Genomic DNA, 21,395 nt, shown 5'->3' on the forward strand with positions numbered 1-21,395 from the left:
CGCAAACCCCTGAAGTGCCCGGGCACTAGGGCCATTTTGCTCCCCAACCGGCTCCCGATCAGGTAATTTCCTATGCACATTGCCGTCTTCAGCCAGTACCACACCAACCCCGACTGCCCAGCAACCAGTCGGCACTACTCGTTGCTGGCCCAGATTGCGCAACACCACCGCGTAACGCTTATTACCACCCGCACGTGGGAGCCGCAACGCCTGACGCAGGAGTTTCCGTGGCTGCCAGCTGGCGTGGAAATGCGCGCCGCCGCGGTGCGGTATGAAAACAAGATGGGGGTAGCGCGCCGCGTACTTTCATTCGGGCAGTATGCGGCCTATGCCTTGCGCGAAGGATTACGGATTGACAAGCCCGACGTTATTTGGGGCATCAGTACGCCGCTCACGGCTGCCTGGGCCGCTGCTCAAGTGGCGCGGCTGCGGCGGGTGCCCTGGGTGTTTGAGGTGCAGGATTTATGGCCTTCTTTCCCAATTGCTATGGGGGCCGTGCCCAGTAAACTGGCGCAACACGGGCTGTATGCACTCGAGAAAAGCCTGTACCACTCTGCCCGCCACATCCTGCCCCTTTCGCCTGATATGACAGCGTATGTGCAGCAACTCGGTATTGCAGAACACAAGCTGACAACCGTCCTGAACGGTACCGACCTCGATCTGGCTGCCCGCGCTACCAACGAGGCTGTGGCGGCCTTGCGGCAGGAACAAGGCCTAGCAGGGCGCCGCGTGGTGCTGTATGCGGGTACGTTCGGGCGGGCCAACGACATCCCAACGCTGGTAGCCGCCGCAGAGCAGCTAGCATCCCGCTTAGCTGATGTAACTTGGCTGTTTATGGGCCTGGGCTATGATGAGCCTTTGCTGCGCGAAGCAGCCGCGCGCTGCCCCGCAATCCGGGTGGTGGCGCCGCAACCGCGCCACGCCGTGTTCACGTGGTTTAAACTGGCTGATGTGTCCGTCGTGTCGTTTCTGGGCCTACCGGTACTCGATGCCAATTCGCCGGCCAAGTTTTACGATAGTCTGGCCGTGGGCACGCCCGTGGTCGTCACGAATAACGGTTGGACTAGAAAATTGGTGGAGCAGTATGGATGCGGCTGGTATTCGCCCGCTGGTGAGGCCGAGGCACTAAGCAATTGCTTAGCAGAAGTGCTTCAACACCCTCAGCAACTACTGGCCGCCGGTGAAGCTGGGCGCCAAGTAGCAGCCACTGAGTTCGACCGAAAAAAGATTGGCGCCACCATTCAGCTAGCTCTGGAATCCGCTGTGCACTAGTTCATTTTCTTTATAAACCTGTTTAAACTACTTATATACTAAGTTGTGCCTAGTAAGGGGCTATTTGAATCAGAAGGGCGCTTTTTGGGTTTGCTAGCTGCATTTTCCTGCTTCATGACCACATCAGCGTAGTACTTGCACCAGCTTTTCAAGGGGCAGATTTCACACTTAGGCTGGCGCGCCACACAGATGTAGCGGCCGTGCAGAATAAGCCAGTGGTGCGCCTTCGGAATAAGATGTTCCGGCGTGTAGCGCACTAGCTCCTTTTCCACAGCCAAAGGCGTAGTGGCCGTGCGGGGCACCAGGCCCAAACGGTGCGAAACCCGGAATACATGCGTATCCACAGCCATGGCGGGCTGGTTATAAATCACCGAAACCACCACGTTAGCCGTTTTGCGGCCTACGCCCGGAAGGCGTTGCAGCTCCTCAATGGTACTAGGTACTTCCCCGCCGAAATCCTGCACCAGCATGCGACCCAAGCCGGCCAGGTGCTTGGCCTTGTTGTTAGGGTAAGATACGCTACGGATAAAGGGAAAAATCTCCTCCACGGAGGCGGCGGCTAGCTGCTCGGGGGTAGGAAACTGTTGTAGCAGTGCCGGCATTACCTGGTTTACGCGCTTATCAGTGCACTGGGCACTGAGCACCACGGCCACAATTAGTTCATAGGGGTTCGAATATACCAGCTCCGTTTCCGGCTCCGGAAAGTGTGTGGTGAAGTAATCGAGGAAGAGGCGAAAACGCTCGGGCTTGCGCATGGAGTAGCAATCTGAAGGGGGAGGGCTGCCGCCTCAGCAAAAGGAGGACGCCTCAACCGGTGCAAAAACAAAGCGCCGCAAAGTTACCAGATGGGTACCTCTGCGGCGCTTCGCCAAACGAAATATGTGTTCCTAATTACCCGCTGGCAGAAAGGTGCGCGAGTATTGCAAAATAGCATCGGTAGCCTGCTTGCTAGGCGTACTCCTGACGGTATTGAGCGCACGCTGAGCTAGTAGCAGATCGGCGCAGGTAGCAGCCAGGTCAGCATCATGGGCCAGAACCTGCTCAATCTCCTGCTGTTCTTTAGCCGGCAATTCGTTGTACACGTACCGGAGCAGCTTCTCGTGGGTAAAGGTTTTGATCATAGAAAACGGGTTGTGCGGCCATTTTTTTCCGCAGGTTAATCAGCGCGTAGCGCATGCGCCCCAACGCTGTATTAATGCTGACCCCCGTTGCATCGGCTATTTCCTGAAAGCTCATGTCGCCGTAGTGGCGCATGATCAGGACTTCTTTCTGCGCCGCGGGCAGCTCCTGAATCAGTTCCCGGAGCTGCGCATGAGTTTCCTCACGGGTAAGCGCAGCTTCGGCCCCCTCTTCTGCCAACGACAACGAATTGAAGGCATGACTTGTTGTGTCAAGATTCAATAAAGGACTACGTTTTTCACGCCGGAAGCAGTCAATGGCCAGATTGTGGGCAATACGGCAAATCCAGGACGAAAATTTCCCCTCTTCATTGTAGCGGCCACCCTTCATGGTGTGAATGGCCTTGATGAAAGTATCCTGCAGCAGGTCTTCGGCCACGTCTTCGTCGCGCACAATGAGCATGATGGTGGTGAAGACACGGGCCTTATGCCGCTCAAGCAATTGAGCAAAGGCTTCTTCCTGGCCGGCAATGTATAGCGATATAAGAGCGGAATCGCTCGGCTGCATGGTTTCCATAAAGACTACGGTGTTAGGGGACGTAGAGCTTTAGGCCATAGAGTGCTGTTGCCGGTGAAAACTAGGAGAATGAAGAAAAAATGAAGTACTCGCTTAAACCAAATGTAGACAACCGGCACGCGAATCACAATGCCTCAGTTGCACGAATGCCAAAATTTTTTTGAAACCATAGTATCGTACATACCCAATACCTAATACTATGTTGTTGTGTTTCTTGCAGAAATGCCGTTTGAAAGCAGAAAAGCCTACTATCATCTGGTTTATGAAATGATAGCAGGCTTTCGGAAGATACTAGCAAAAATCGTGCTTAAGGAGCGAGTTGCTGGCTAAGCTCTTTGATTTGCTGCTCGGTTACGGTACTAGGGGCTGATGTAGAGGCCGCCGTGGTGCGCTCAGCTAGCAGATTGGAAAGCTGCCGGAGCTGCTCGAGGCGCTGGGCGGTGCGCTGCAATTCCGTATTCAAGGCCGCCATGTTAACGGCCGCCGGAATTTCAACTACGGTAGGCTTGGCGCCGGTAGTTTTCTCATCATAGCGCTCAATGGCCTGAGGCGACATCATATCGTCACGGTAAATAACCACGTCGCCTTGCATGTTTACGGCTTTACCATTGCCTAGCAGCTGGCGGGTACCGCTTTTGCTAATCAGGATGCCATCGGGCCGGAGTGTGAGCCCGTTGCTAAAGCGCATGGGCGCCGACAGGGGCGAGGCTTGCCCGGCCTGCAGCCGAAATACCTTGCCGTTGCGACGGAAGGCACCGTCTTTCAGGGGAACAATTTTAGCAGCCGGGGCAGCAGCAGCTGGGGCTGGAGTAGTTTGGGCTAAGGACGAAATGGCTGTAGCGCTCAACAAAACGCCCGCTAAGGCAAATGCGCGCGCATAGGAGACAACGTATGACATAGGAAGTAGGCAGAGAAAAAGTAGGTGCTTAGGAAACGTTGCTACGTACGTAGAGAGGTGGCCTCTAGGATACAAACCTGCTGGCAACTTCTACGCACTATCATGATGCTGGCGGCCGTTCAGCCAACGCAAGGCTGGTTCTTCGGCGGCAAAAAGCCGAACGTGGGCGGTTTCATCCAGTACCATGGGCGAGCCGGTTTCCTGTTCTTCCGGGCCTAGCTGGCTGGCGGCTACTACAAAAGCCAAGTAAGCGCGTCCCCCAAGCTGCGCCGAAAGCGTCGGGACAAACTCAGTGAGAACCCAATGGGTGTCGTCTTCGCTGGCTGGCCCGCGGCCGCGCAGGTCAAGCAGCCAGTAGCGGGTGCGAGTGGGCAAAGCGGCCGATAAGGCTGCCTGATAGCTGTGAGTTAACTCCGCCGCCGTAACCGGGCGAAGCCAGCGCCCCATTAGCACTCCTAGCTCGTCGCGGTGCCGGAACTCAACATAATCAGGCGCACTATTGGAGGCAGATGAAGGCATAGGCGAGTAGGCAAAGGCAAAAAGGAGGGATGTGCTCAGCTAACAGGTATTGGCTGTACGAAATAGCTGCTATGCAAGGTGCCTAGTTATGTACGAGCATCCTATAGCCGCGGCTTTCTCAAATATGGTTTCGGGGGCAGACCCGCAACGTTAAACTATTAGCTGCATTGGGCGTTGGGCTTACACAGTGGAGCCCGCGAAAGTACGGTTGCTGAGCTTTAGGGCCCGCCGGCCTCCGCTACCTTTGCGCTGCCTGCTCTTTTTCTTTCCGTATCCTGTTCCATGTCCGATTCCGCTGCTTCCCCTCGCCACGACCCCTACGCCGCTCTCCGGATTCCCGACTTCCGCCGCCTGATTTCAGCGCGGGCCTGCATGGTTATGGCCACCCAGATTCAGGGCGTCGTGGTCAGCTGGCAGATGTTCAAGCTCACCAACGACCCGCTGGCACTGGGCCTGATTGGGCTGGCCGAGGCCATTCCCAGCATTGTGGTTTCATTGTATGCCGGGCACGTGGCCGACTCAGTGCGGCGCAAAAACATTGTGGTGGCAGCCGTTTCGGTTTTGATGCTGTGTTCGGTGTCGTTGTGGCTGCTTTCCCGGCCAGCGGGCTTGGCGCTGCTGCAGAAGGACGCGTATTACACGCTGCCGCTGTATGCAGTCATCTTTGTAAGTGGTATTGCTCGTGGTTTTCTGGGGCCGGCGTTGTTTTCGTTTATGCCGCAGTTGCTGCCCGACCGGGAAAAGCTATCCAACGCCATAACCTGGAACAGTACTACCTGGCAAGCCTCATCGGTAATTGGGCCCGCCATTGGTGGCTTGATTGTGGGCCTGGCCGGTAAAAGCCAAGTTGATGCCGGTATCTCTACGGCCTATGCCGTAGATGCCGTGCTAATGGTGGTGGCGTTAGGCATATTCACCAGCATAGCCGGCCGGCCGCTTCCGGAGCGGCAAGGCGACAAGCTCGGTCTTAAGGAAAGCCTGCTGAGCGGCGTGCAGTTTATCTTCGGCAACCAGCTAGTGCTAGCGGCCTTGTCCTTGGATTTGTTTGCCGTGCTATTTGGGGGTGCTGTAGCCCTGCTGCCCATCTTCGCCGATAAAATTCTGGAGGTTGGGCCCGAAGGACTAGGCTACCTGCGGGCCGCACCCGCCGTGGGCTCCGTCCTGATGGCCATTGGCCTGACGTATTTCCCTATCCGCCGGCAGGCGGGCCGCAAGCTGCTGTGGGCCGTGGCGGGGTTTGGTTTGGCTACTATTGGGTTTGCGCTGTCCACTAGCTTCTGGCTGTCGCTGGGATTGCTGTTCCTGACGGGTGTGTTTGATTCCGTGTCGGTTATTGTACGCTCCACGCTGCTGCACACCTTCACGCCCGAACATATGAAAGGCCGCGTTTCGGCCGTAAACAACATCTTTATCGGTTCCTCCAACGAAATCGGCTCCTTCGAGTCGGGGGCGGCGGCCAAGTTGTTGGGTGTGGTTAACTCGGTAGTGTTTGGCGGCGCCATGACCCTAGTAGTTGTCGGCGTAACCTCGTGGCGGGCTAACAAACTGCGCCATCTCGACCTGACGCCGAAGCCTCAGACGGCTTAGCTTTTCTGATACCCTAGTACAGGAGTCGGCCCCAACGAAATAGCGTTTCGTTGGGGCCGACTCCTGTACTAGGGTATTTATTTCTGGAAAGCCTGCTTCTGGGCCTGAGGGCAAATCGGGTCGGGCTTCATCTCCAGGATTTTGTCCACTTCCAGCGTTTCCGCGGAGGAGTTGGTTGCGTTGCGGAGGGTAGCGCTTACCCGCACAAACACGGGCTCCCCGGCTTTCTTACGGGAAGTACCATACTGCTTTATCAGGTCAGGGCTGGTTCCGGCCTGGGCAATAGTGTAGCGCTTATCAGAGCCGCACTCAATAAATACGGCACCATCGGCAGTGTATCGGCCGGTAAACTCGCGGCGGGTTCCGGCTTCGTTTAAGTTGCCGTCGCCTGCCCGGTCGAGGGTATAGTCTAACTGATCAGCGGGCATGGGGTCGCCATTGGCATCCAGCAGGCGCAACGATTGATCAGCTTCGACTGTGTAGCGGCGCACCGAGGCATTACCGCTGGGCTCCAGCGTAACCACCTGGCCACGTACCCGCCAAGGGCCCCGGCGGAAGTTTGCTGGCTCATTGCGACCTAGGTATGTTTCCTGCAGCTCATATAAGCTGTCGGGTTTTAAGACAAGGCGCGTTACAATGCCCTGGCAGTCGTTGCAGGGCATGGTATCGGCGTACACAGCAGCTAGCGGCAGGGTAGCAGCCCCCGCATCTTTATCGGTGGCCGTATTTTCTGAGCCAGTACCAAAAGGCTGCTCGCGGCCCTGGCAGGCTGCCAACATAATCAGTAGGGAAGAAGCCGATACTAGGCGGGGTAAAGTCATCATAAATGGAGGAGGTAGGCGGTTGATTTCCTACGTAGCTCCGCCCCATTAGATACGAAATGCTCAGCTAAACACCGGAAACCAGTAGCAAATGTGTATAACTATGTGGATAACCGCCTACTTATACACAAATTATGGCAAATGCCCAGGCCATTCTGCTAGGCTCGCATGGGCACCAGCAAAAACGTACCACGCAAACACTTAGCAAAGCCGCGTCGTTGATTGTCCTGCTTCAGGTCGTGCTGCAGGTAAGCACCGTTGAGGGAGGCTGCCCCTACTACCAGAATAGTGTACCCCCTGCGCCGCACTAGGTAGCGCCGCAAGCCCGACTGCTGCAGCGGTGTAAAGCGTGCTTCAAACTGCTGGGTGGCTTCCCAGGCTACTACCAACGGCCGTGGGTCGGTGCCGGCCGCTCGGGCTTCTTGGTACAGGGCAGCCAGGCGCACATCGGCAGTATAATGGGTTTCGGGCGCGCGGCGCACTATTAGGTCATGAGCTTGCCAAAGGTGCTTCATGGCGTCCCGTTTTCGCAGGATTTCGCCGCAGTGCCGGCACACGTGCTCATCGGGGCCGCAGCGCAAAGGGTTGAAGCCCGAGCGAGGGCTAGTGGCAAACTGGTCGGTAGCCACCCGCTGCTCGCGCAGCACCTGCATCAGCGCCGAAAACAGCTCGCCTTCACTAGCCCCGTGCTTATGCCGAACTATATCCAGGGTATGCCGGCTCAGCATCCCGAAGGAAAGTAGGTCGTGCAGATCAGAGCAGAGAAGCGGCATAGTAGGCTACAAACCGAATGCCGGCCCGCAGGTTCCCGTGGAAGTAACTCCGCTAAAAAAAGGACCAATGAAGCTACTTCATCGGTCCTTTTTTTAGCGGCTGGCCTGCACTGTTTTAGTGGTTTTCCGCAGGCTGAAGCGAGAGGAAGGAGCCGGCTTTTCGGAGGTAGGCAGCGGCAACGGCTGGGTGGTGTTATCAAATACCCATTCGCGAACTGTATTCAGGGCTTTGGGCGAAAACGTGGGCTGCTGCTCGCCGTTTACGAGTGGCCAGTCTTTCATTTCAGGCTGGAACCAGTGATTCACGCCTGATAACCGCATCGATTTTACTTTAGCGTTCTTAAGCCCTTTTTTCAGCGGGCCGATGTTCTGGCGCGGATCAACCAGCAAATCATTGGAGCCACTTAGCAACAGCACCGGGCATTTTACTGCGGGCAACGTGCGAGTAGGGTCAAAATCAAGGAAGTATCTCGACCAGGGCGAGGTGAGTTGAACGGCCCGGGCCCGGGCCATGTGCGGGTCTAGGTCAGTGTTATTAAAGCGCAGCGTAGCGGCTACTTTGCCGCGGGCCTGATTGTCGTTAGGCGTTTGACGGATGATTTCCACCATTTCCTTGTGTAGCTCCAGTGCTGCTTTCACCTGCGAGGGGTTAGAACCAATGAGGCGCATAATTTCCAACTGCTGGCGCATAATCACGTCGCGGCCCGTGAGGCCGTAGCCTGAAAGTGACACTACAAAAGCTGGCGTAGTGGGCGCTGGCTCAGCGGCCGCCAATAGGGCTACGTTAGCGCCCTCGCCATGTCCCAGTAAGCCAATGTAGCGCTGGTCAATAAGCGGGCGGTTGCGCAGAAACACCATGGCTGCCTGCGCATCGCCGACCAGCTCAGCGGTAGTAGATGAGTTGTTGCCTTGTGATTTGCCCACGCCACGGTCATCAAACCGCAGTACGGCAATACCGCGCCGGGTGAGGTAGTCGGCCAGCATCCCGAACATGCGGTAGTCTTGCTGCTCTACGTCGCGGTTTTGCGGGCCATTATCTGAGAGAAGCACCATAGCCGGGAAAGGACCTGGGCCGGCGGGGGTGGTAAGCGTGCCAGCCAGCCGGATTTGGGCCTGCTGATTCGTGAACATCACCTCTTCTTCGCGGTAGGGCGGCGTGAGACGGGGCTTCTCGGTGCTGGCTACGGCTTTGGTTGGCGCCATGCGCGTGAGCGTAAGCGGGGCGCTGAGGCCAGGCTGCGTCCAGGTACCCTGAAACTGGGTGCCGTTATTTTTGATCTTGCCTACAAAGCGGCTGCCGGCCTGCTCTATACTTATCGAGATGTCGAGGCCTTTGATTTCTACCTCGGCGGGCATGCGGCTAATGCGCTGCTGAGGCGCATCGAGGGCTGCATAATACGAGCCGTTGGAAAGCGGAACCACCGTAATAATGAGCGTGAGCTGCCCTCCAGGTACCTTTAAAGGGCCTTTCCACTGTCCGTTCAGCACAAGCGGTGGCGTTCCTGCTGCCAGCGCTAGGCACGGTAGACAGCACAAAAGCCAAACCAGTAAAAACGAGGGTATGCGTTTCTTCATAAAATGAAAGTCAACAGTGATATTCTACCGCTTTAAAGCCCCGCGGAGTCTGAAAATATTAAACTTAGCGCACACAAACCAGCGCCCGTGTTGCCTCTAACTTAAGAAGGGCGAAAGAGGATACGCTACGGCCTAAAAAACATGAAAAAAACCAGACCATTGTCCGGCTCCATGATATAGAGTTGGTTGAATATTTTAGCAAACAGTTACGCTAGCCCCAACAGAACAGGAAAGCGGATGTAGCAACTGGCCTGTACTCAATACATGCAGCCTCTTTGGTGGTGCTTCCTGAGCCGGAACTGTTACTTTGCCTGAACATAGTCATCTAATGGCTTTTTGAGGTTCTATTTCTTATGCGATATACTTGCCTGCTTCGCGCCAGTATAGGGCTGTTGCTACTGCTGATAAGCCTGCGCGGCTTTGCCCAGACTAGTCCTCCCGCTGCCTCTAACCCGGCTCAATGGAGCGCTGAATTGGCGGGCTTTACGCGGCAGGATAAGCTAGTGCCACCGCCGAAAAAGCCCATCCTGTTTTATGGCAGCTCCTCTATCCGGATGTGGCAAACGCTGGCCACTGATTTCCCGGGTCGGCCCGTTCTGAACCGCGGCTTTGGGGGCTCCCGCTTTCCTGATGCTAATGCGCTGTTTGAGCAGTTGGTGACAACGTACCAGCCGCGCCAAGTAGTGCTCTATGAAGGCGACAACGATATTGCGGCTGGTGCTACCCCGCAACAGGTATATGCATCGTTTCTGGCGTTTGAGAAGCTAATGCGACAAAACAAGAAGCTGCGCCAGACACCGGTGGTTTTCCTTTCGATTAAGCCTAGTCTGGCCCGGTGGGCGCTGTATCCGCAAATGCAGGAAGCCAACCGCCTCATCCAACAATATATTGAGCAGCACCCTAAGCACCTGCGTTTCGTGGATGTGAGTACGCCCATGCTCGGCCCCAACGGCAAGCCGCGCCCGGAGCTGTATCTGGAAGACGGCCTGCACATGACCCGCACTGGCTACGATATCTGGACCCGGGCGCTGGCGCCGTATCTGGCGCGGTAGAGGAAATGGACGGTTAAAAACTTACTGCAGGGCTTACTTTCTGAAGCGCAGCCGGAACAAGGGTTAAAGCGTGCAGCGCGTTTGAAACGCAATCAGAAGCGCTATAATTGGTGTAGATGAATAGTGCCTGTCCATTCAGGCTAGTTTCTTTGTAACCAATACCTGCCGCAGGCTTGTGCCAATCTAACAGAAACTTCTTCTTGCCTGCTTTATCAGAATAGGGTACCACCACTTGCTTATTATGCTCTAAGACAAATAAGCTGCTGTGTACCAAAATATCCTTCCAAGTCTTGAGAGGAACAACTGTGCCATCAGGAAGCCGTAGTTTCTTGGGCTTCTGATCTGATTTTAGCTGTAGTGTTTTGATCTGCGTCAACTCTACAAACTCTTCCTTGCTAGATTCACTAGGTCTCTCAATCCGCAGAACTGGCTGCTTCAGTTTCTGAGTTGTTGGAACGGCTAAGGGAGTTGCCGTAGGTTGGGCTGTTGGGCTTGCTGGACTACCTAGGCCATGACCGCTGTGCGCTGCATCCAGCCACTGAACTAGTTGGAGAGCAGCATAAAGCAGGTTGTCTTGAGCGAGGGTGAAAGTGGTGGCTTCCGTGTTGCCTTTGTGCAGGTTGGAGTAACAATGCCAGTTCAGTCCGTCGGTAATAAACACTGTCTGTACCTTGAAGCCCAGCGCATAACCCAACACTTTACTTACATAGCCGTGCTTGTCGAGGCTGGCACCCAGGCTTTTGGCTTCTACTACCAGCCGAGGTTTTTTAGCCGCATCATGGAGCAAGTAATCCACCCTAGCTCGCCACCGATGGTTTTTTCCGGCTCCACCATTTGCACGTTGGCCGTATCCCAGCCAAGTGCGCGCAAGATAGGGTCAATCAGTGCGGCGCGGGTGGCAGCTTCGTTTTTGCGTAATAAGTCAGTGTTTCCCTTCGCGCTGGAAAGTACGGTTTGTAGAACAGTAACAAGCGAAGCTAATGGGCTAGAGACAGGCATTTTTGAATAGTTAGCAGGCGTCTTACAATGTTAAGAATTTGTAAGCGCCATTTGGCGATTATCCGGCTGCTTGTTTCGCGCGTTATAACTACCCGCTTACTTTGGCCTTCCCAAACCCAACTGCCCTAGCAATGTGTGGGTTTCTCACGAGACAAGGCCTAGTAATTGTAGCTGCGGGGCGCATTAGAGAAAAACTTACTGCCTACCTTCGTTTGCCTACTAGGGTGCTTTCCACCGCCAATCCATGAACCGTCCGCATCTCATAGAATTTCCGAAGATAGGCGAGCCGGAGGTTGGGTTTATTTCGGTTGTTGAAGAGCAGAAAGCAGTTCCATTTGCAGTGCAGCGCGTTTTCTGGACGTATCACACGCCGGAAAGCATTGTGCGCGGCCGGCATGCCCACCATCATACCCACCAAGTGTTAGTGGCCGTGGCTGGGCGCATCATCGTTATGACCGAAACGGTGAGCGGCGAACTAGCTACTTTCCGGCTAGAAGACCCTAGCACAGGTATCTACATTCCACCCTATGTGTGGCATACCATGCAGTACTCCAGCAATGCGGTACAATTGGTGCTGGCCTCTCGCCCGTATGAGGAGGCCGACTACATTCGGCAGTATGAGGAGTTTCGGAAGATGACCCCACCCGTAACCTAACCCTACCAAGCCACTGGCCTTGCTTAATAAAAAGGCTTTCCGTCGCAAAAGGTAGGTTGCCCGGCTCCGGCGGGCTAGCATCTGGCCCCCCTATAAGATGAATATACCCTTTCTTTCCTTTGGCCCTCAAAACCAGGCGGTACGCGCGCAGGTGTTGCAGGCCATGGAGCGGGTATACGATTCGCAGTGGTATGTGCTGGGAGAAGCAGTAAAGCAGTTTGAACGCGAGTACGCCATATATTCCGGTACTACGCACTGCATTGGGGTGGCCAATGGCCTCGATGCCTTGTTTCTGGCACTTAAAGCGCTGGGGATTCAGGCCGGAGACGAGGTGCTTGTTCCGTCGAACACTTACATTGCTACCTGGCTGGCCGTGTCCTATCTGGGGGCTACGCCGGTGCCAGTAGAGCCTCGCCTGACCACCTATAACCTCAACCCGGAACTGGTTGAAGCAGCTATTACGCCCCGCACCAAGGCTATTATGCCGGTGCATCTGTACGGGCAGGCCTGCGAGATGGAGCCGCTTATGGCACTGGCACAGCAGCATAACTTATGGGTGGTAGAAGACAACGCGCAAGCCCAGGGTGCGGCCTACTATGGGCAGCCAACCGGCAGCTTTGGCCACGCGAATGGCACTAGCTTTTATCCTGGCAAAAACCTGGGCGCCCTAGGGGATGCCGGCGCTATAACCACCAACGACGAGCAGCTAGCCGCCACGCTGCGCACCCTGCGTAACTACGGCTCTGACCGCAAGTATTACAACGAGGTAATCGGCTACAATTCGCGGTTGGATGAGCTACAGGCTGCTGTGCTGAGCGTGAAGTTGCCCCACTTGTCCGACTGGACCCGGCAACGCCAGCAGATTGCGGCGTGGTACGATGCGCGTTTGGCTGACGTTCCCGAGGTTATACTTCCGGCAACAGCTCCCGGGGCCACGCATGTCTATCATCTGTATGTAATCCGCACCAGAAAGCGGGATGCGCTGCAACGCTATCTGACCGAAAAAGGCATCGGCACCCTCATCCATTATCCCGTGCCGCCGCACCAGCAGCATGCCTACGCCGCCTTGCAGATTCCCACTGGTGCCTTCCCCATCGCCACCGAAATAGCCCAGACCTGCCTGAGCCTGCCACTGTGGCCGGGTATGCGGGAGGATCACGTGCACGTAGTCTGCCAGGCTATTGCGGCCTTTATGCGCGGAATGCAGTAAACCTAATGCCTCGCACTAGCCTCTTCAGGGCGATAAAGATGCCACAAGCCAAGTCATTCCGGGCGGTGCTTGCGTAGCAGAGGGTAAGCAACACGATGTGGCGAATCGGGCTGGGTTGTACTAGGCCTTTGACGTAGCCAATCCACCCTGCTCGCGCTAATTGTCCTACCTTCGTAGCCTCGAATTAGGCAGCCTTACTCTAAACGAAACCAAACCTTAGCCCGCGGCTGTTTACTGACCTATGGCCGACAATTCCGCTCTGCAAGTAGCCGCCCCCGCGGCTGATCCGATTGACCAGCTCGACCCGCGCGAGTTTATCCTGATAAAAAACGCTAGGGTTCACAACCTCAAAAACCTCAGCGTAGCGCTGCCACGCAACAAGTTCATTGTCGTTACGGGCTTGTCGGGCTCCGGCAAGTCGTCGTTGGCGTTTGATACGCTGTATGCGGAAGGCCAGCGCATGTACGTGGAGAGCCTCAGCAGCTACGCTCGCCAGTTTTTGGGCCGCATGGATAAGCCCGATGTGGACTACATCCGGGGCATCTCGCCGGCCATTGCCATTGAGCAGAAGGTTAGCATCAAGAACAACCGCTCTACGGTAGGCACCAGCACCGAAATTTACGATTACCTCAAGTTGCTCTTCGCTCGCGTAGGCCGCACGTATTCGCCCATCAGCGGCGAGCAAGTGCGCAAAGACAACGTGGCCGACGTGGTGGACTACCTCATGCATTTGCCCGAAGGCACGCGCGTGATGCTGCTCTCGCCGCTGCTGCCCGCCGACGATGGCCGTCCCATGAGCAAGGAGCTGGATTTGCTTTTGCAGAAAGGCTACAGCCGCGTGGTAGTGAACGGCGAAACGGCCTTCATTGAGGAACTCATTGCCGAAGGCCAGCCCGAAGTAACCGGCGACGTGCACATCATGATTGACCGCGCCGCCATTCAGCCCGGCGACGAAGACCTGACGTTCCGCCTCGCCGACTCCGTGCAAACGGCCTTCTTCGAGGGCCACGGCACTTGCATTGTAAAGCTCGACAATGAAACGCGCATCTTCTCCGACCGCTTTGAGCTCGACGGAGAGGTGTTCGAGGAGCCCAGCGTTAACTTCTTCTCCTTCAACAACCCCTATGGTGCCTGCCAGACCTGCGAAGGCTTCGGCTCGGTGTTGGGCATTGACGAAGACCTAGTAATTCCGGACAAAAGCATGACGGTGTATGAGGGCGCTATTGCTCCCTGGCGCACCGACAAGCAAAGCGAGTGGCTGAAGCCTTTGCTCAAAAACGGTATCCGCTTCGATTTCCCGATTCACCGGCCCTACAACGAGCTAAGCGAAGCCGAGCGCACGCTGCTCTGGAAAGGTAACAAGTATTTCGAGGGCCTCGACGCCTATTTCAAGTGGGTGGCCTCGCAGACCCACAAAATTCAGTACCGCGTGCTGCAAAGCCGCTACCGGGGCCGCACCACCTGCCCCGACTGCCGGGGCACGCGCCTCCGCAAGGATGCGCAGTACGTCAAAATCCAGGAGCAGAGCATTACGGACCTCGTACTGCTACCCGTAAGTCGGGCCTTGGAGTTCTTCCAGACGTTGGAGCTGCCCGAGCACGAAGCCAAGGTAGCTGAGCGCCTGGTAACGGAAGTCACGAACCGACTAGAGTACCTAAACCGGGTGGGCCTGGGCTACCTGACCCTGAACCGCCTGAGCAGCACGCTTTCCGGCGGTGAAAGCCAGCGGATTTCGCTCGCTACCTCTCTAGGTTCAGCCCTGGTCGGCTCCATGTATATTCTTGATGAGCCCAGCATTGGCCTGCACCCCAAAGATGCGGAGCAGCTGATTGGCGTGCTGCGCTCCTTGCAGCAACTCGGCAACACCGTGATTGTGGTGGAGCACGAGGAGAAAATCATGGAAGAAGCCGACCAGATCATCGACATCGGCCCCGAGGCCGGTAGCGGCGGCGGCAACCTGATGTTCCAGGGCACTTACGAGGAGATTCTAAAGGACACCGACACGTATACCGGTCAGTACTTGAGCGGGAAAATGGAGGTAGTGGTTCCGAAAACCCGCCGCCCCTGGCGCAACGCCCTGGAGCTGACCGGCGCCCGCGAAAACAACCTCAAAAACGTATCGGTGAAGTTTCCGCTGAACGTGATGACGGTAGTGACGGGCGTGTCGGGCTCGGGCAAGTCTACGCTGATTCGGCGGATTCTGGCGCCGGCCTTGCTCAAGCAGCTGGGTGGCGGGGCCGGCGAAGCGACCGGCAAGTTCGACCGCCTGATGGGCGTGAACGGGCAGGTAACGCACGTGGAGTTCGTAGACCAGAACCCCATCGGCAAAAGCAGCCGCTCGAACCCGGTTACCTACGTGAAGGCCTACGATGCCATCCGAGCCCTGTTCGCCGATCAGCAGCTAGCCAAAGCCCGCGGCTTCAAACCCTCGCACTTCAGCTTCAATATTGATGGCGGCCGTTGCGAAGTGTGCCAGGGCGAAGGCCAGGTCAAGATTGAAATGCAGTTCATGGCCGATATCTACCTGACCTGCGAAGCCTGCGAGGGCCGTAAGTTCAAGCAGGATATTCTGGACGTGAAGTTTCAGGAGAAAAGCATCAACGAAGTGCTGGAGATGACCATTGAAGACAGCATCGACTTCTTCAAAGGCCAGCCCAAAATTGTAGAGCGCCTCAAGCCTCTGGACGATGTAGGACTAGGCTACATCCGCCTAGGCCAGTCGGCGAATACGCTTTCCGGCGGCGAGGCCCAGCGCGTGAAGCTGGCCTCGTTCCTTACCAAGGGTAACACGCTGCAAAACGATAAAATCCTGTTCATTTTCGACGAACCCAGCACCGGCCTGCACTTCCACGACATCAATAAGCTGATGACGGCCCTAAATGCGCTGGTGGAGCAAGGCAACTCGGTCCTCATCATCGAGCACAACATGGATATCATCAAGTGCGCCGACTGGGTAATTGACTTGGGGCCTGAAGGCGGTATCAACGGCGGCCATCTGCTGTTCGAGGGCACGCCGGAAGAAATGGTGAAGCTTAAAGACACCAACCACACCGCGCGGTTCCTGGCCGAAAAGCTGTAAGCTACTAGGCTGCCAAGTAGGCCAAAGCTCATTTGCACCTCCGGCAAGACCTAGTATGCAAACTATCCTCTAGATTAGAGGCGCCCTGTAACGGGCGCCTCTTTTTTTATGCATATCCGCAGAGTGCTGGGGCTGGTGGCTGCCGGCGCATTGATAACAAACATCTTGCAGGCGCAAACTCCCGACTCATTGGCCAGCCACCAACGGGCCCGCTACCACGCGCCGCCGCGTACTGTGGTGCGGGTGGGTGGTGCGTTTCAACCAAAGTCGTGGCTGGAAATCGGGCTAGTTCGGCACCGGGTGCAGTGGCAGGCGCTGGGCGTGGCAAGTGGCGGCCCGTACGTAGCTACTGATTTTCGCTTTACAAAAGATAAGCTGTTGATCGGCCCGAAAGTCGGTTACTCGTTTGGAGCTATGGCCTTGGGCGGCGACCTATCGGCCGCCTACTACACCAACTTTACCAAAGGCCAGTTGGTGCTGACGCCGGCGCTGGGAGTAGGGGCAGGCGGATTCGTAAACTTGCTGTATGGCTACAACCTTCGGTTTGGCGGCGACCGGCTGGCGGAAGTAGGACGGCATCGGTTCAGCATATCGGCTACCTTGAACTTCCGCTACAGGCAGCACGGCATCCGCGACGATACTAGGTAAGCAGTAACCGGCAACCCATACCGCTGCGTACAGTTGTGCTAGAAGTACGCTACACTCACCTGCTTTTTTTCTCCCTATGCACTCCGCTGCCCCGCAACCTGCTGCTTCTGCCGCCTATACTGTTTCATCTGCAAGCCGTGTATGGCGCTGGGCCGCTGCTGCGGCCATTGTAGGCAACATTGGCTTGAACTACGTTTCGCAGCGTTATCCTTTTAATGGGCAGACCAACGCGCAGGTATCATATAAATACCCGACGCCGCTTACACCGGCTGGCTACGCCTTCAGTATTTGGGGCCTGATTTTTCTGAGCCTGCTGGCTTACGCGGTGTGGCAGCTGCTGCCGGCCCAGCGCCGCAATCCGCTGCCCGATGCAGTAGCTAAGCCGCTTGTGTTCGTGAACGTGCTGACGGGGCTGTGGCTGGTGGTGTTTGCTTACGAGCTGCTGGTGCCTAGTATGCTGGTGATGCTACTGATTCTGGCCGGACTAGCCCTCGTGTATGGCCGAAGCCGGCGGCTGGTACAACAGGGTGCGGCACCCTGGTACAGCACCGTGCCGTTTGGCCTGTACCTAGGCTGGATTTCGGTGGCAACCGTTGTGAATGTTACGCTCACGCTGGGGACGCTCTGGCAGGTTTCCGCGGCTACGGGCATGGCCATTGCCACAGTGTTGGTGGGAGTTACGACCCTCATTGCGCTGGGTGTTACTAACCGTTTTCGGGAGCTGGCGTATCCGGCGGCGGTGGCATGGGGTTTACTAGGCATCTGGGTGGCGCGCAAGGGAATAGCTGATGCACAGCTGTTGGCCTGGAGTGCATTAGGTGCTGCTGTGCTGGTGGCCGGGGCCGGCCTAGCCCTCAGCCTACGGCAAACCCAACTGACCGCTGAAACGCCACAAACTTTAGGCTAGCTGCATGAGCCCGGTGCATCCTGCTAACTTGCGCCCCAACTCCCAACCTCAACCCTTTCCGCTATGCGTAAGAATATTGTGGCCGGCAACTGGAAAATGAATACTACCCTCCAGGACGGTCAGGCGCTCATCTCCGAAATCGTGAACATGGTGCAGGACGAAGTAACTGGCTCCCAGGTGGAGGTAGTGGTGTGTCCGCCCTTCCCGTTCCTGACCGCCATTGGCAAGCAGCTGCCCGAAGGCGGCCGCATTCACTTGGGCGCGCAAAACTGCCACCAGAAGGAATCCGGCGCGTTCACCGGCGAAGTATCGGCCAAGATGCTGCAGTCGGTAGGGGCTGAGTACGTGATTCTGGGCCACTCAGAGCGCCGCCAGTATTTCCGTGAAGACGATGAACTGCTGAGCCAGAAGTTGAAAGCTGCCTTGGCGGCTGGCCTGAAACCCATTTTCTGCGTGGGCGAGAGCCTGGAAACCCGCGAGACCGACGAAACCTTCAACTACATCAGCAAGCAGCTGAAAGACGGGTTGTTTCACCTCTCCAACGAGGAGTTTGATCAGGTAGTAATTGCCTACGAACCCATTTGGGCAATTGGCACCGGCAAAACCGCTACCAGCGCCCAGGCCCAGGAGGTGCACGCCTTCATTCGGGAGCAGATTGCCCGCGCCTACGACGCCGAAGCGGCCCTGAACACTACTATTCTGTACGGCGGTTCAGCGAATGCGCAGAACGCTCGCGAGCTGTTCAGCCAGCCCGATGTAGACGGTGGCCTCATTGGCGGTGCCTCCCTGAAATCCCGCGACTTCACCGACATCATCAAGTCGTTCTAGCCCTCACCAGGGCCTAGGTACCAAGGGCCTGTCATCTGACGAAGAAAGAACCTCGCCGCGCTGGAACGAAAGTTGCCATGGCAGCTCTTACCCACGTGGCTGATCGTTTCTTTCCGCCAGATGACAGGCCCTTTTTATCCTTTGTTGCTACCCCTACCCATGTTCTCAACCCTGCTTGCTGCCGGAATGCTGGCCCTGAATCCGTTTCAGCCGGCTCCGCGTGTGCCACTGGCCGCTGCTGCGGTGGTCTCCGTGGACCCCTGCCGGATTTTTGGCTCGGTGTACCTGGAAACAGATCCGCGGCGCCGCAGCCAATGCTTTGGGGTTGTGTATCAGGAAACCGAAGAAGCATTTGCTGATGTGCTAGTGTACCAGGAAACCAACAAGCTCTTCGCCGATAAAGTAGGCCTCTGGTCCCTGACCGACTCGCGCGACTTCGCCGATTACGTGCTCTTCGTCACCGATAACCGCAACCTCGCCGACTTCGCCTTTCAGTACACCAAAGTCCGCTCCCACGCTGGCTGCCGCCGGCAGTAGCTCCGTACTAGCGCCGTTCAGGTGTTGGTTCAGCCTTTTCGAGCGTGCTCGGGAGGGCTTTTTTGTGGGCTGAGTTACTAGCCTACGGCCGAGGTAAAACCCTATCTTGCTACCTGAAAGGCTAGTCCTGGAAGCAGGCAGCGCTATGTACGTGATGAAGTGCACATGGAGTTAACCTTACACGAGCTCACCAAATCATTCGGGCCCAAAACAGTGCTGCGCAACCTGAGCCTGACCGCTTCCACCGGCTATTGCGTGGGAGTGCTGGGGCGGAATGGGGCCGGCAAAAGCACCTTATTTAACCTGCTGACCAATGCGCTTCTGCCTACTTCAGGTAGCATGCTGCTGGATGGGGTGCCGCTAGGAGAAACCTTCCCGGTGAAAGTAAAGCGCCGGATTGGGGCGCTAGTAAACCAAGGGCATCTGGTAGAGCAACTCACCGCCGAAGAATACCTGCAGTTTGTGGCCCGCATTTACGAATTGCCCGACGCCGCCCCCCGAATCGAAAGCCTGCTCCGCCATTTGCTGGAAGAGTTTGACACCGTACGCCACAAACGACTAAGCTCTTTTTCAACAGGCATGAAGCAGAAAGTAGCCGTGGTTTCTTGCCTGCTGCACCGGCCTGAGCTCTTGATTCTGGACGAGCCGCTCAATGGCCTTGATGTGTTTTCGGCGGAGCGCATGCTGGAGCTGCTAGGTAGCTACCGCGCCCAAGCCCTCACCTTCATTTCGTCGCACAACCTGGGGCATATTGAGAAAATTGCCACTCATCTGCTGATTCTGGATGAAAGCGAGGTGAAATACTGGGGCACTATGGATGAGTTTGTGCAGGGCCGCACCACGTACCTGAACGAAGCCCTGTTGCACCTGCTGCACCCGGCCACCACTACCCAACAAGACCTGACATGGCTCACAGCGGCGCGTTAGGCCATTTTCTGCCGTATGTACTAGGTCGTCGGCTGCGGGAAACCGTTTGGCCGAATGCCGGAGGAGAGCAGGCAATTCGGCTGCTTATCGGGGCGCTAGGCGTGCTCTACGGATGTGGTCTGGCGTACCTGCTCAATCATACCGAGCCCAATCACGCTGGTCAGATACGGACCATGCTGGCAGGGCTCAACAGTACCCTGTTTCTCACCACGCTGCTGGTCGACTTTCTGCCCACGTACCGCCCGGTGCAGTCTCTGTTCCCTGATCATTATCCGGTACCGGCGCGGCTTAGCGTTCTGACGGCTTTTCTGCTGGACTTGATTACCCTGCGGCGGCTGTTGCTGCTGTTGTTTCTGGTGGTGGCGTTGCTGGGCGCGCCGCGCTTCTGGCCTTCCTTGGGGCTTAGTTTGGCCGTACTGCTCAGCGCCTCCACGGCTAGTTTTAACCTGCGGCTGCTATTGTCTCTGGGCCGATGGCGCCATGTGCTGGTGCTGCTGAATGGGCTGTGCCTAGTGGCGGCCGCTGGTTGGCTTAGTGCTAGCCTGGGGGCCGTTCCGGCCGGCAGCGTGCCCGGACTGATAGGGTTGGCCGTAGCCGGGCCCCTAGTGCTGTGGGCGGTTGCGCTGGGTAGTATCGGCCCGTATTTCAGCAGCCGCAACCTGACGCGCCGCCCCGATGGCTACTCTGATAGCCAGTTGCTGGCCCGCTTCTCGCCGGAAGGCAAATCGTACCTGCGCAAAACCTGGGTGCCGCTCCTGATGGGGCTCGTGTTTAAAACCCTACTGCTGGTAGGCTGCGGCATCCTGACAATGCGAGGCCACACGGACATGATGGCCGGCATGTTTTACGTGTCGTTTATGCCGGTAATCGGGTTCACGTATGTCAACAATAACCTGTTTGGGTACTTGTGGCCCATTACGGCCAATGAGCTGAGCCGCCTGGGACTAACGCCCCGGTTGCTGCGCCTGTATCTGCGGCTGGCCGTGCCCGTGGTCTTGCTGGATTGCCTGCTATCGGCGGTGGTAGTGCTCACTATGTTTCCGCGCCAGAAGTGGGAGCTGCTGGGCCTGCTGCCACTGTCGGCCCTCACATTTTTGTCACTGGGGCTGTGGAGCAGCCTGCACAAAGCCAAAGCCATCCATAAAAACATCGATTTTACCAATCTGCGCAACAATACCTCGTCGCTCATGAGCGTGCTTACCCTCAGCTCAGCGGGCGCCTTGTACTTGCTCCCGTGGTGGTGGGCCCGCATCGCACTAGCCCTCCTGATTGCGCTAACCGCCTGGATACCTGTGCGAAAAATTCTGCGCAATGATGGTCCTGTACGCCGCCAGTTGTGGCGCACGCTAGGAGCCTAATAGGCAGTAACCGGTATGAGCGTTATCTCCTATAATCAAGACCACATATAAAAGC

Annotated in this window: 21 protein-coding genes; 12 read left to right on the forward strand and 9 right to left on the reverse strand. The window is 56.6% G+C overall.

Translation table 11 applies throughout. The annotated features are described in order from the left end of the window. The first annotated feature begins 72 nt into the window (after positions 1-72). A complete protein-coding gene (locus tag ACYVHC_RS17680) occupies positions 73-1,272 on the forward strand; it encodes a glycosyltransferase family 4 protein (protein WP_460615117.1) in 1,200 nt (399 codons plus the stop codon). Positions 1,273-1,310: 38 nt separating this feature from the next. Here the strand turns inward: ACYVHC_RS17680 and nth are convergent, their stop codons facing one another. From nth to ACYVHC_RS17705, 5 genes are all read right to left on the reverse strand, one after another. Beyond that, positions 1,311-2,027: an endonuclease III domain-containing protein gene (gene nth / locus ACYVHC_RS17685; RefSeq protein ID WP_460615118.1), complete on the reverse strand. Its 717-nt coding sequence runs from the start codon at positions 2,025-2,027 to the stop codon at positions 1,311-1,313. Between the two features lie 132 nt (positions 2,028-2,159). Next, complete coding sequence (locus ACYVHC_RS17690; protein ID WP_460615119.1) at positions 2,160-2,393, reverse strand: anti-sigma factor; 234 nt, start codon at positions 2,391-2,393, stop codon at positions 2,160-2,162. Continuing rightward, a complete protein-coding gene (locus tag ACYVHC_RS17695) occupies positions 2,332-2,967 on the reverse strand; it encodes an RNA polymerase sigma factor (RefSeq protein WP_460615120.1) in 636 nt (211 codons plus the stop codon). Before ACYVHC_RS17695 ends, ACYVHC_RS17690 begins: the two co-directional genes overlap by 62 nt. 307 nt (positions 2,968-3,274) lie before the next feature. After that, entirely contained in the window at positions 3,275-3,865 is a 591-nt protein-coding gene (locus tag ACYVHC_RS17700) for a DUF6799 domain-containing protein (protein ID WP_460615121.1), read from the reverse strand. A 90-nt stretch (positions 3,866-3,955) separates the two neighbouring features. Beyond that, positions 3,956-4,384: a hypothetical protein gene (locus ACYVHC_RS17705; protein ID WP_460615122.1), complete on the reverse strand. Its 429-nt coding sequence runs from the start codon at positions 4,382-4,384 to the stop codon at positions 3,956-3,958. Positions 4,385-4,666: 282 nt separating this feature from the next. Between ACYVHC_RS17705 and ACYVHC_RS17710 the strand changes: the two genes are divergently transcribed. Then, entirely contained in the window at positions 4,667-5,971 is a 1,305-nt protein-coding gene (locus tag ACYVHC_RS17710; protein WP_460615123.1) for an MFS transporter, read from the forward strand. A 77-nt stretch (positions 5,972-6,048) separates the two neighbouring features. On the opposite strand, the gene ACYVHC_RS17715 is transcribed toward ACYVHC_RS17710, so the two are convergent. The 3 genes from ACYVHC_RS17715 to ACYVHC_RS17725 all read right to left on the reverse strand — a co-directional run bounded on the left by ACYVHC_RS17715 (position 6,049) and on the right by ACYVHC_RS17725 (position 9,140). Further along, on the reverse strand, positions 6,049-6,795 hold the full coding sequence (locus tag ACYVHC_RS17715) for a copper resistance protein NlpE N-terminal domain-containing protein (RefSeq protein WP_460615124.1): 747 nt from the start codon (positions 6,793-6,795) through the stop codon (positions 6,049-6,051). Positions 6,796-6,950: 155 nt separating this feature from the next. Next, a complete protein-coding gene (locus ACYVHC_RS17720; protein WP_460615125.1) occupies positions 6,951-7,565 on the reverse strand; it encodes a hypothetical protein in 615 nt (204 codons plus the stop codon). Positions 7,566-7,658: 93 nt separating this feature from the next. Beyond that, positions 7,659-9,140 (reverse strand): alpha/beta hydrolase family protein, encoded by a 1,482-nt coding sequence (locus ACYVHC_RS17725; RefSeq protein WP_460615126.1) that lies wholly within the window; start codon positions 9,138-9,140, stop codon positions 7,659-7,661. A 353-nt stretch (positions 9,141-9,493) separates the two neighbouring features. Between ACYVHC_RS17725 and ACYVHC_RS17730 the strand changes: the two genes are divergently transcribed. After that, on the forward strand, positions 9,494-10,192 hold the full coding sequence (locus ACYVHC_RS17730; protein WP_460615127.1) for an SGNH/GDSL hydrolase family protein: 699 nt from the start codon (positions 9,494-9,496) through the stop codon (positions 10,190-10,192). A gap of 13 nt (positions 10,193-10,205) precedes the next feature. Here ACYVHC_RS17730 and ACYVHC_RS17735 read toward each other — a convergent pair whose 3' ends face one another. Beyond that, complete coding sequence (locus ACYVHC_RS17735) at positions 10,206-10,988, reverse strand: hypothetical protein (protein WP_460615128.1); 783 nt, start codon at positions 10,986-10,988, stop codon at positions 10,206-10,208. Positions 10,989-11,435: 447 nt separating this feature from the next. Between ACYVHC_RS17735 and ACYVHC_RS17740 the strand changes: the two genes are divergently transcribed. The 9 genes from ACYVHC_RS17740 to ACYVHC_RS17780 all read left to right on the forward strand — a co-directional run bounded on the left by ACYVHC_RS17740 (position 11,436) and on the right by ACYVHC_RS17780 (position 21,340). After that, on the forward strand, positions 11,436-11,846 hold the full coding sequence (locus ACYVHC_RS17740; protein WP_460615129.1) for a sugar 3,4-ketoisomerase: 411 nt from the start codon (positions 11,436-11,438) through the stop codon (positions 11,844-11,846). A gap of 97 nt (positions 11,847-11,943) precedes the next feature. Then, entirely contained in the window at positions 11,944-13,056 is a 1,113-nt protein-coding gene (locus ACYVHC_RS17745; RefSeq protein ID WP_460615130.1) for a DegT/DnrJ/EryC1/StrS family aminotransferase, read from the forward strand. 241 nt (positions 13,057-13,297) lie between these two features. Next, positions 13,298-16,135 carry an excinuclease ABC subunit UvrA gene (gene uvrA / locus ACYVHC_RS17750; RefSeq protein ID WP_460615131.1) on the forward strand — a complete coding sequence of 946 codons (2,838 nt, stop codon included), beginning with the start codon at positions 13,298-13,300 and terminating at the stop codon, positions 16,133-16,135. A 108-nt stretch (positions 16,136-16,243) separates the two neighbouring features. Beyond that, positions 16,244-16,783 carry a hypothetical protein gene (locus ACYVHC_RS17755; protein WP_460615132.1) on the forward strand — a complete coding sequence of 180 codons (540 nt, stop codon included), beginning with the start codon at positions 16,244-16,246 and terminating at the stop codon, positions 16,781-16,783. A gap of 76 nt (positions 16,784-16,859) precedes the next feature. Beyond that, a complete protein-coding gene (locus ACYVHC_RS17760; RefSeq protein ID WP_460615133.1) occupies positions 16,860-17,690 on the forward strand; it encodes a hypothetical protein in 831 nt (276 codons plus the stop codon). A gap of 63 nt (positions 17,691-17,753) precedes the next feature. Continuing rightward, positions 17,754-18,518 carry a triose-phosphate isomerase family protein gene (tpiA, locus tag ACYVHC_RS17765; protein WP_460615134.1) on the forward strand — a complete coding sequence of 255 codons (765 nt, stop codon included), beginning with the start codon at positions 17,754-17,756 and terminating at the stop codon, positions 18,516-18,518. Between the two features lie 159 nt (positions 18,519-18,677). Continuing rightward, the gene (locus tag ACYVHC_RS17770) at positions 18,678-19,055 is read left to right on the forward strand and encodes a DUF6150 family protein (RefSeq protein WP_460615135.1); all 378 of its coding nucleotides are present in this window, start codon (positions 18,678-18,680) and stop codon (positions 19,053-19,055) included. 165 nt (positions 19,056-19,220) lie between these two features. After that, positions 19,221-19,982: an ABC transporter ATP-binding protein gene (locus ACYVHC_RS17775; protein ID WP_460615136.1), complete on the forward strand. Its 762-nt coding sequence runs from the start codon at positions 19,221-19,223 to the stop codon at positions 19,980-19,982. Then, positions 19,961-21,340: a hypothetical protein gene (locus ACYVHC_RS17780; RefSeq protein ID WP_460615137.1), complete on the forward strand. Its 1,380-nt coding sequence runs from the start codon at positions 19,961-19,963 to the stop codon at positions 21,338-21,340. Before ACYVHC_RS17775 ends, ACYVHC_RS17780 begins: the two co-directional genes overlap by 22 nt. Positions 21,341-21,395 lie beyond the last annotated feature (55 nt).

It is taken from the genome of Hymenobacter seoulensis (assembly GCF_054780535.1).